11 protein-coding genes are annotated in these 10205 nt (G+C 43.4%); 8 read left to right on the forward strand and 3 right to left on the reverse strand.

The features are described 5' to 3' along the window. On the forward strand, window positions 1-231 hold a 231-nt coding region (locus tag AB4232_RS02475; RefSeq protein ID WP_372086004.1), incomplete at its 5' end, for a hypothetical protein. A 19-nt stretch (window positions 232-250) separates the two neighbouring features. Then, window positions 251-1615 carry a hypothetical protein gene (locus AB4232_RS02480; RefSeq protein WP_009846432.1) on the forward strand — a complete coding sequence of 455 codons (1365 nt, stop codon included), beginning with the start codon at window positions 251-253 and terminating at the stop codon, window positions 1613-1615. 209 nt (window positions 1616-1824) lie between these two features. On the opposite strand, the gene AB4232_RS02485 is transcribed toward AB4232_RS02480, so the two are convergent. Continuing rightward, window positions 1825-2598 (reverse strand): ABC transporter substrate-binding protein, encoded by a 774-nt coding sequence (locus AB4232_RS02485; protein ID WP_372086007.1) that lies wholly within the window; start codon window positions 2596-2598, stop codon window positions 1825-1827. 10 nt (window positions 2599-2608) lie between these two features. Next, entirely contained in the window at window positions 2609-3760 is a 1152-nt protein-coding gene (gene hisC / locus AB4232_RS02490; RefSeq protein ID WP_009846430.1) for a histidinol-phosphate transaminase, read from the reverse strand. 181 nt (window positions 3761-3941) lie between these two features. On the opposite strand from hisC, the gene AB4232_RS02495 reads away from it, so the two are divergent. The 6 genes from AB4232_RS02495 to AB4232_RS02520 all read left to right on the forward strand — a co-directional run bounded on the left by AB4232_RS02495 (window position 3942) and on the right by AB4232_RS02520 (window position 7602). After that, window positions 3942-4829, forward strand: a complete 888-nt coding sequence (locus AB4232_RS02495) for a LysR substrate-binding domain-containing protein (protein ID WP_009846429.1) — start codon at window positions 3942-3944, stop codon at window positions 4827-4829. A 285-nt stretch (window positions 4830-5114) separates the two neighbouring features. Next, complete coding sequence (locus tag AB4232_RS02500) at window positions 5115-5363, forward strand: hypothetical protein (RefSeq protein ID WP_032555183.1); 249 nt, start codon at window positions 5115-5117, stop codon at window positions 5361-5363. A gap of 133 nt (window positions 5364-5496) precedes the next feature. Next, entirely contained in the window at window positions 5497-6117 is a 621-nt protein-coding gene (locus AB4232_RS02505; RefSeq protein ID WP_009846427.1) for a septation protein A, read from the forward strand. Window positions 6118-6312: 195 nt separating this feature from the next. Next, on the forward strand, window positions 6313-6711 hold the full coding sequence (gene yciA / locus AB4232_RS02510; RefSeq protein ID WP_009846426.1) for an acyl-CoA thioester hydrolase YciA: 399 nt from the start codon (window positions 6313-6315) through the stop codon (window positions 6709-6711). A gap of 194 nt (window positions 6712-6905) precedes the next feature. Continuing rightward, a complete protein-coding gene (locus AB4232_RS02515; RefSeq protein ID WP_009846425.1) occupies window positions 6906-7202 on the forward strand; it encodes a YciI family protein in 297 nt (98 codons plus the stop codon). Between the two features lies 1 nt (window position 7203). Next, the gene (locus AB4232_RS02520) at window positions 7204-7602 is read left to right on the forward strand and encodes a GspS/AspS pilotin family protein (protein WP_009846424.1); all 399 of its coding nucleotides are present in this window, start codon (window positions 7204-7206) and stop codon (window positions 7600-7602) included. Window positions 7603-7731: 129 nt separating this feature from the next. On the opposite strand, the gene metE is transcribed toward AB4232_RS02520, so the two are convergent. Then, window positions 7732-10080 carry a 5-methyltetrahydropteroyltriglutamate--homocysteine S-methyltransferase gene (metE, locus tag AB4232_RS02525; protein WP_372086013.1) on the reverse strand — a complete coding sequence of 783 codons (2349 nt, stop codon included), beginning with the start codon at window positions 10078-10080 and terminating at the stop codon, window positions 7732-7734. Window positions 10081-10205 lie beyond the last annotated feature (125 nt).

Here is a 10205-nt window from a genome sequence, read left to right on the forward strand (position 1 = left end):
GCTTTGATCGGCTGCGGGGGAGATAGTTCAAAAAAATCAACCACCACTTCAAAGCCTAAAACCCAGCAAGTTACCGCGACTAAATCTACTCTAAACCAAAAACTGAACAAGGTAGATTTGCAATCAAAAAAACTGAGCTCAGAAGGCGTTAATACGATTATGAACTTGCCTGTCGGAAAGACGAGCCTATCTATCTCTACACCGACCAAATTCAGTCAAGTTAAACAATAGATATTGAAGGATTAGTATTATGAAAAAAACCGTTTTAGCTTCAACCATTTGTATAAGCCTATTCTCTTCGTCTATCGTTAACGCCCACTACAATGGTGCTCATGAAGTCGGTGAGAACATGCGTAGTAGCATTGATGAAATGATTACAACTAAGCTTAAAGCGTCATTTTTTGACTCTGCTGCGCTTTATATGGACGCAACAAATGTTAAGCAATTAAAAACCTCCCCAACTGGATTGCTAACATCTTTGACTACGGGTTCGCAGAACACGGAACTTCCGTTGGAAACTAGACAGGAGTTGATCGACGCATCTCAAGAAGTCGGCTTTGTCGTTGACTACTTGAAGAAAAACCCTAAGACACAAGGTGTCGATAAAGAGGTGATGGATTTCTGTATTGCAGAAAACGTAGAAGCGAAGAATTGGCCGGGTATTGATTATGTTGTCGATCAATACGGCACAAAAAATGGTATCACTACGCTCCCCGTCTCTATTATCTATTTCGCATCCAAAGGCGAATGCCAAGATCCAAATGATTGGGCACCCAAGTTAAATCAGAGCACCGCAAAATCAGAATTTGAATCCTCAATTCCCCAAGAGATCATTGCTTACAGCTCAAACGTAGGTAACACTGGCGGTGAACTCGTCTTCATTCTTGAAAACAGTTATAACTTCAGTGACGAGCCCGAAGAGCAATTTGAGTCTTTTACTTTCTATCAAACATCAAGCGATGACACTCCTGGAACAGGTCTGTTTAGACGTACTCAAGTTAATAAAAACTCCTCAGATCCTACGCAAGCGTATTCAAAGTTTATCAACGTGGCATGTCAGGACTGTAATAGTGACAACGAGAAGTTTAAAGTTGAGAGCCGCGCCGAGTCTGGCTACGGTACAGTGTCAGTCGCTTCAAGTGCTGTCGAATCTGGAGGCAAATTAATTCCTGGTTTCGTAAGTGAAGATTCAACCGAAACCGAATACTTTGTTCAAGTAAACTATGAGACAAAGGCCCCTAACAAGGCTACATCTCTATTCGTTGATGCATTCAAATTCGAAGATTCCCTGATTCATGGCCGTTACTATTACGATGGTTTTAAAGGTGTGAAGTTCAGTGCTGAAGAGTTACAAACCGCGAATTTAATTGCTGAGTATTCCCTAGCTCATCCCCTAAGCTTAAACGGGCTATCGGTAGTGGAAACCAACGGTGTTCTAACGAATAACTCTTACTCACTACAGGTAAAATCAAATAACTCGGTCATTGTTGCTCCAGTAACCGTGACGGACGCAGAAGATATTCAATTATTAAATGAGATATCTAAGGTTACAGCAGAAGCTATCAATTACGACAATAGCGATGTGACGATTGCTGATTGGAATAAAATATACTAATCAGATCATTAGTTACGATTGTTCGCAAGGCACTGCCTACTTTCCTTGCACTAAGCCACTCAGTCGAGTGGCTTTTTTTGTACGTCTCTTCTCCCCTTCCCAACTACACACTTAAACACTTAAACAATGGTCTTTTGGAGCCAATAAAAATCCGAGAGCCTCACAGCCTTCGGATGTTTTTGGTGTTCTACTTTCAGATGCTAGGCGAATTACAAATCAGCGCCATAGATATCAAATGTGAAGTACTTCGCTGCGATCTTATCATAGGTGCCATTTGCTCTAATCTCTTCAATCGCGGCATTGAATTGTTTCGCCAGTTTTGAATCCTGCTTTCTTAGTGCTAAAGCCGTACCTTCGCCAATGTAGGCTTTGTCGGTAACTGCTTTGCCTTTGAACTCAAAACCCTCACCTTCTTTCTTGTCTAAGAAAGCCAATGACAGTTGGTCTGAGTTGCCGAAGGTTAGATCTAAACGGCCGTTTTGCAGATCCAGATACACTTCATCTTGCCCTGTGTAACGCTTAATGTTGGCAACACTGCCAAACTTATCCGTTACGTAGCGATCGTGAATCGTACCTTGCTGAACACCGATGGTTTTGCCCGTTAAGCCAGCCTCATCAACGCTGAACTCCGCGCTTTTAGCAGCAACAAACACGGCTGGTGTTTGGTAGTACTTATCAGTAAATAAGATTTTACGCTTACGCTCTTCAGTAATGCGCATCGAAGCTATAATCACATCTGACTTTCTTGCCAATAAGCTTGGAATTAGCGAGTCCCAGCTTTGTGAAACCCAAGTACAATCGAGTTTGGCTTGCTCACACAGTGCATCAGCTATCTCAATATCAAACCCGACAGGCACACCGTCACTGTTTTTATAGTTGAATGGCGGATACGTAAAGTCTGACGCCAAACGGATTTCTTTCGCCTGTACCGTTGTACCAAGTAAAGCGGCCGCACAAGCGAGTCCTAGTATTATCTTTTTCATCATTGCCATCCTAGATATGATCTTTATCGAGTTGAGTTTGAGTTTCTATATATTGTTCTTGTTGCTCCTGTCGCTTCTGCTGATCTTGTTGATTCTGTTGCAGCTCGGTTTGGTAGCGTGTTAGTGACGTTATCACTTCTAGCATGCTCTCTTGGCTACCAATACTGATTCGTACACAGTTACGCAAAGCAGGTTCGTGGTTTTGGTTCCTTGTCACAATGCCATCCTTCGCCAATACGCTAAACACATGGTGCCCCGGTTTTTGACGTAGCAAAACGAAATTGGTCGATGACGGATAAACCTGTTCTATAAATTCAAACCGCGTTAGCTCACAAGCAAACCGATTACGCAATTCGACCAACTTTAACGTCGCGCTTTCCATCAACGCAATTCGTTCATCAGACAATGCGTCTAGTACAATTTGAGATGAGCAATCTGGCATCGGATACGGTGGAATTAATTTAGCTACATACTGCATCACATTTTGACTCGCTAAGATAAAGCCACAACGTACGGCTGCGAGTCCAAACGCCTTAGACAAGGTGCGAATCACAACCAAATGCGGATAACGCTCAATAAGACTCACCGCTGATGTTTGCGGTTCAAACTCAATATACGCCTCATCCACCACAACCAGAGATTTACCCTGAGTTCCCTCAAGAACCTGAATCAAATCCAATTTAGGGATCACATTGCCCGTAGGGTTGTTTGGTGAGCAAAGAAACACGATATTAGCCAATTCCGCTTTATTCACTATATCAGCGACGTTAAGGCTGAAGTCTTCCTGCAATGGGGAGTCCAAGGTATTTATCGCCAATGCATCGGCGCAAAACTCATACATAGCATACGTTGGAGAACAGATAAGTATGTTGTCGCTCGCCGGCTTACAGAATGTTCTAATCAGCAAATCAATCGCTTCATCTGCACCACGGACAGCAACCGTCGCGGCATCAGTGCCACAGTAACCTTGGTAAGCCTTAGCAATATCTTGTGGTAAGAAGTCTGGGTATCGATTGTGACTCGCTTCTCCTTGAAACAACGAGCTTTCCAATTCATTGGCGTTTAGCCAGACACGTCCATCACCACCAATTCTTCTTGCCGATTGATAAGGTATTAATTTTTTTACAGCCTGAGGTACTAAGCTATCAATAAAAGATGTCAAGAAGCTATCCCTTTCACAAAATCACAATGTCTTCATCATTGCCTTCATATTCAATAAATGCGACCTATACACATATTAAATCACAAATGATGATTAAGTATTTACATTCAAACAGAACACTATTGATAAATGAATCGAAATAATCACATAATAGCCATGATAAAAAATCATAGGTAAAGATATGAATCGCACACTTCCTTCAACTAAAACCTTGCTCGCGTTCTTGTCGACGGCAAGGCACCTCAATTTTACGCGAGCGGCACATGAGCTGAATGTTACGCAAGGTGCAGTGAGTCGTCAGGTATTGTCGTTTGAAGAAAGTCTCGGGTGCGATCTTTTCTACCGACATGCTCGCGGGTTGTCATTAACACCTAAGGGAGAAGAACTGGTTCCGCTGATTCAAGATACCATCCAACAACTGCAATCGGCGTTAAATCAAGTTGCCAGCTCTCCATCGAAGATCAAGCTCAACGCACCAAGTTGTATTACCTCTTGGCTGCTACCCAAGTTGATGTCTTTTCAGCAAGCCTATCCTGAAATTGATGTCGAACTCACGTCGACCATCAAGCACGTTTTTGAACCAAGCTTTGACCCGTTTGACGCCGTAATCACCTATGGTAAGAAGCCAAGCCAACAATCGATAGTGAGCCAGTTATTGTTCAACGAGCAACTGGCTCCGGTCTGCCAAGCTCAAAGCATTACGCAAAGCCATCTTGTAAGTAGCGCTTCTACTATCATCAAGCCACACAAGCTCGCTCAATACACTTGGTTACACGCCAACAATGAGCAGAGTGATTGGCGACTTTGGTTAGAGCACATAGGAAGTCATGACCTTTCAAGTAAGAACAACCAACAATTCGCGACACTTGATCAAGCGATGAACGCAGCCATTCAAGGGTTTGGTATTGCCATAGGCGACATCACGCTGGCCAAGCAAGATATTGATTTGGGTAGATTGGTGAAAGTGAGTGAAGGCAGTGTCTTCTCTGGAAATGGTTACTTCTTACTGCAACCCAAGAATCGACAAAATACATCCTTATCTACGCTGGTTGATTGGCTCGTCGATTAGCGGCAATCATCTTGGGTAAGCCCCCACTGTAGCTTTAATAGATCGTCATAATGAGAATTTTACCATTCTCAAAATGAAACTATTTTACGCTCGCTGCGTATTGGTATCTATAGAATAGAACGAACGTTTCTTTAACTAGTTGAAAAGAAAATTAATTCAACTTTTTACGTCAGAAATTCTACCCCAATGGATTAAATGGCATTCGAATTGCTTTGTCATAGATAACCCAACTAATATACAGCAGGTTGCACCAATAACATTGCAGCTTGTCACGGAGGATAGGCTATGACCTTACAACGACATACATATTACGGCTTAATTCACCATGGAATTAAAACTCTATTAATGGACAGAATTGGCCACTTCACAGAGCGTGAATATCACGAGTATCTCGACTTAACGACCGGTAAATCGACGTGTTTTACCATGAGCGAACAAGAACTCGAAAACACATTAGACAGTTTGAAAAGTGAAGGTTACCTTGAAGACATCAAGAAGCTAATACCTCGCTATCAAACCTCGTCAATGCGTTAACCTGTTAGAGTTCGCTAAACACGATAATCGGTTAGATTGAATTAATTAGCACCCAATTGTCTCGAGCTATTTAGCATCGAGACAGTTTTGGTTAGACTGTCTGCAACTCAACTAACTGGATAGTCAGTGCCACATGAAGCAAATTCTTGATTTCATTCCTCTCATTATTTTCTTTGCGCTTTACAAGATGTACGACATCTACACGGCTACAGGTGCATTGATTGTTGCTTCCGCAGTACAAATCATTTTGACGTACATCATCTACAAGAAAGTAGAAAAAATGCAGATCATCACCTTTCTAATGGTTGCCGTATTTGGTGGCATGACCATCTTTTTGCATGATGACAACTTCATAAAATGGAAAGTGACCATCGTTTATGCGCTATTTGCTATCGGCCTTACAGTCAGTCACCTAATGGGCAAATCAGCGATTAAAGGCATGTTGGGTAAAGAGATCTCTCTTCCTGAAGCAGTGTGGGGCAAGATCAACTGGGCTTGGACTCTGTTCTTCACATTGTGTGCGATCCTCAATGTTTACGTTGCTTTCAACCTGCCATTGGATGTGTGGGTCAACTTCAAAGTGTTTGGCTTACTGATCGCTACTTTTGCATTTACCTTACTAACGGGCGTTTATATCTATAAACATTTACCAAAAGACCAACATTTGCCAAAAGATAAGCATCAGCAAAGAGACCAAGAAACACAAAACGATACGCAACAAGAGCTCTCAGGTAAAAATACCGAGGAGAAATAACCCTTAGGGATGAGTCCTCACCCCCTTTTTGATACAATTATTATCAATATGCGATTTAACAGTGGCCAATGATACTCGTGATCATTGGCCACTGATTGTTTGTGTTCGGTGAATACGTTAAAAATACGACCACTGCGAACCCCGCAAACACATCTATTTAAATTTAAAACAATCAATACCATTAAGAGTACAACAATGACTATTCAATCAACTTTGAACCCGATTGGTTCTTTACTTCTTCGCACTTTGGCGATGCCTTCTGATACCAATGCAGCAGGCCAGATTTTCGGTGGTTGGATAATGTCTCAGCTCGACCTTGCTGGCGGGATACTGGCGAAAGAGATCTCTAACGGCAAGATAGTCACCGTGTCAGTATCAAGCATCGAATTCAAACAGCCAGTGTCGGTTGGCGATGTGGTCTGTGTTTATGGCGACTGCACCAAGATTGGCCGTAGCTCGATGAATATCGACCTAGAAGTCTGGGTGAAGCCTGTACTTGATCACGGTATTGGCGATCGTTACAAGGTATGTGGCGCGACATTCAACTACGTTGCCGTGGACGAAAGTGGTAAACCTCGCTCAATTAATAAATAGTACTTTCGACGACCCTATCGCACTTTAAGGTCTTTAGTCGTTTCGATTAAAAATGCTAAAGACCTTCTCACTCTCCCGCACCATTTCACAATTTCTTATCATTAACTCTTCCAATACCGATTAGTTCGCGTAAATTAGCCAGATAACTAATTTAATCGCTCTAATTCAGTGAAGTAACATAAGGATATCTCAACATGTGGTACGTGATTTTTTCTCAAGACGTCGAAAACTCATTAGAAAAACGCCTAAGTGTTCGCCCACAACATCTAGAACGCCTACAAACACTTCACAATGAAGGCCGACTGTTAACAGCAGGTCCAATGCCAGCAATTGACTCCGATAACCCTGGCGAAGCAGGCTTCACTGGTTCTACTGTGATTGCTGAATTCAACTCTTTGGAAGACGCACAAGCATGGGCTGATGCAGACCCGTACATCGCTGCTGGTGTCTACCAGAATGTGATTGTTAAACCATTCAAGAAAGTATTTTAACGTGAAAAAATGGATTATTGGGTCACTGGCTATTGCCCTACTCGCAGGCTGTAGCTCATCAAGTGAACAAGACAAACAAAGACAGTTAGAGATGATGGCTCACCATCGTGCGGGTGTTTTATCTGCCGGCCTACCTATTGAGTATGGTCCACTCTCTATCATGCGTGTGCTAGCAAAAAATACTGTCGTCGAAATCATGATGATCTACAACCAAGATGCGAAAGGCGCTAAGCCTTTAAACCAAGTTGTAGACATGAGTGTGAATAGCTACTGCACCAACTCTGAAGTAAGAGCTAACCTCGACATGGGCTTAGCTTACAACATCAAAATTCGCAATACACGCGGACAACTGATGGTTGAAAAGCTGATCAGCAAAGAGACGTGTCAGAGCAGCCGCTAGATTCGAGATTCGAGATTCGAGATTCGAGATTCGAGATTCGAACAAGTATAAAACCAGAAGGCCTCGCAAATGCGAGGCCTTTTTTGTGGGTCATCGTGGAGTAGAGGGTCAATCAAATCTTAGACTGAATTATGCCTCAGCTGATTCCCACTCTTTACGCAGTGTCTTCGTCGCCGAAACTAAGTTAGTGAGTGCCGCTTCTGTCTCTGCCCAATTACGTGTCTTCAGCCCACAATCAGGGTTTGCCCATAAACGTTCTGCAGGTATTTTTTCTGCCGCTTTCTTAAGTAAATCAACAATCCACTCTTCTGAAGGGATGTTTGGCGAGTGAATATCATAAACGCCAGGTCCAATCGCATTCGGATAGTTAAACTCTTCAAACGCTTTCAGTAGTTCCATGTTCGAACGAGAAGTCTCAATGGTAATCACATCGGCATCTAGCGCGGCCACTGAATCAATGATCTCGTTGAACTCGCTGTAACACATGTGGGTATGAATCTGAGTTTCTGGTTTAGCACTCGCCGCTGAGATCTTAAAGGCATCCACTGCCCATTCTAAGTACTCTGCATGGTCGCGCTTTTTCAAAGGCAAACCTTCGCGAATAGCAGGCTCATCGATTTGAATAATGTTGATTCCTGCGTCTTGCAGATCAGACACCTCATCACGCAGCGCAAATGCCAATTGATTAGTGATCTCTTTACGCGAGATATCTTCACGTGGGAATGTCCAACATAAGATAGTCACTGGCCCTGTGAGCATGCCTTTCATCTGCTTTGAAGTTAGAGATTGAGCATAAGTCGACCACTCGACCGTCATTGGTTTTTCACGCTCAATATCCGCAACCACAATCGCCGGTTTCACGCAACGAGAGCCATAACTTTGTACCCAACCAAACTTAGTGGTTTGGAAGCCTGCTAGGTTTTCTGCAAAGTACTCCACCATGTCATTGCGTTCCGCCTCACCATGCACAAGCACATCCAAATCTAAGGCTTCTTGGCGCTTAACAGCATCAGCAATATGACCTTTCAATGCGGTTGTGTATTCCGCTTCATTCAGTTTGCCAGTTCGGTAAGCACTACGCTGAAGACGAATCTCTCCTGTCTGTGGGAACGAACCAATGGTTGTGGTTGGTAACAGCGGTAACCCGAGAACTTCAGACTGATGCGCTGCGCGCTCTGCGTATGGAGCACTGCGTTCTGCCAGTGCTTTGGTAATGGTATTGATACGAGCCTGAACTTGTGGCTTGTTCACATGAGTCGCGTTCTTACGGGCAACAATTGGTTGGCTGTAAGTCTCACACGCCAAAATGGCATTTTGATCGCCGTCTAACGCCGCACCCAACAAGCTCACCTCGGTGACTTTCTGTTTTGCGAAGGCAAACCAACTCTTCACTTCTTCGCTAAGCGTTTCTTCTAACTCCAAATCAACAGGACTATGCAGCAATGAACATGAACTTGCGATCCAAAGCTTATCTCCTAGTTTGTCTTTCACAGGTTGCAGTAACTCAAGCTGCGCGGCTAAGTCAGCTCGCCACACATTGCGTCCATTGATTGCACCCGCAGAAAGTACCCAATCTTCCGGTAACTTATTAACCACTTCATCGAGTTGCTGCGGTGCTGCTACTAAGTCGATATGTAAGCCGTTTATAGGCAGATCTACGATTTTATCTAATGTATCTGTGACCGAATCAAAGTAAGTGGTAAGTAGTAGTTTTACATCGCCTTGAATCACTTGGTAAGCCAGCTTGAATGAATCTACCCACTGATTATCAAGCTCCAAAGCCAGGATTGGCTCATCAATTTGGACCCACTCTACGCCAAGCTTTGAGAGCTTTGCCAAAATGGCTTGATACGCGGTAAGAAGGCGAGGAAGTAGAGATAAGCGGTCAAACCCTTCTTCCACTTCTTTGCCTAGGTATAAGTAAGAGAGTGGCCCAAGGAGTACAGGCTTAACTTTGTGTCCTGCTTTAATCGCTTCATTCACTTCATCAAACAGTTGAGGCCAACTTACTTCAAAAGAGTCATCTTTGCTGAACTCAGGAACAATGTAGTGGTAGTTAGTGTTGAACCACTTGGTCATGTCAGAAGCAGCTGAACTGTCTTTAGTGACATCATTCGACGTATGCGAACCACCGCAGCAAGTAGATTGAACTTGAGACTGACCGCGACCTACACGGAACAAGGTATCTAAATCTGGGAAGGATTTTTCATCTTCTGATCCACCAGCATGGCGCTTGGGAACGTGACCTAGAAGTAGAGTCGTAGTTAGTACATGGTCATACCATGCGAAGTCACCCGCAGTTGCAAAGCTTAGATTCGCGTCAGCTTGTACATTCCAGTTACGATTTCTTAATTCACTGCCGATCTGCTTAAGCTCAGATTGATCGATCTCACCGCGCCAGTACTTCTCGAGAGTGAATTTGAGTTCGCGTTTTTCACCGATACGTGGGTAGCCAAGAATATGCGTTGTTGTCGTCATGTGTGTGTTCCTTATTCGATAATTTTAATTTCCGGTCAGACTGCCTGTAATGATTGCATTTTTAACAAAGGCGTCTGGATGGCTAAACTATCTCCCTAATCTGAACGATGAACAAGGTCCAAATA

The sequence above is a fragment of the Vibrio sp. 10N.286.46.A8 genome (assembly GCF_041470165.1).
Taxonomy (GTDB): Bacteria; Pseudomonadota; Gammaproteobacteria; order Enterobacterales; family Vibrionaceae; genus Vibrio; species Vibrio tasmaniensis_A.

Bases quoted from the DNA above. Each gene is read 5' to 3' on its own strand.
- AB4232_RS02480 (WP_009846432.1), top strand. From the start codon at position 251: ATGAAAAAAACCGTTTTAGCTTCAACCATTTGTATAAGCCTATTCTCT.
- AB4232_RS02500 (WP_032555183.1), top strand. From the start codon at position 5,115: ATGACCTTACAACGACATACATATTACGGCTTAATTCACCATGGAATT.
- metE (WP_372086013.1), bottom strand. From the start codon at position 10,080: ATGACGACAACAACGCATATTCTTGGCTACCCACGTATCGGTGAAAAA.
- AB4232_RS02495 (WP_009846429.1), top strand. From the start codon at position 3,942: ATGAATCGCACACTTCCTTCAACTAAAACCTTGCTCGCGTTCTTGTCG.
- AB4232_RS02515 (WP_009846425.1), top strand. From the start codon at position 6,906: ATGTGGTACGTGATTTTTTCTCAAGACGTCGAAAACTCATTAGAAAAA.
- AB4232_RS02505 (WP_009846427.1), top strand. From the start codon at position 5,497: ATGAAGCAAATTCTTGATTTCATTCCTCTCATTATTTTCTTTGCGCTT.
- yciA (WP_009846426.1), top strand. From the start codon at position 6,313: ATGACTATTCAATCAACTTTGAACCCGATTGGTTCTTTACTTCTTCGC.
- AB4232_RS02485 (WP_372086007.1), bottom strand. From the start codon at position 2,598: ATGAAAAAGATAATACTAGGACTCGCTTGTGCGGCCGCTTTACTTGGT.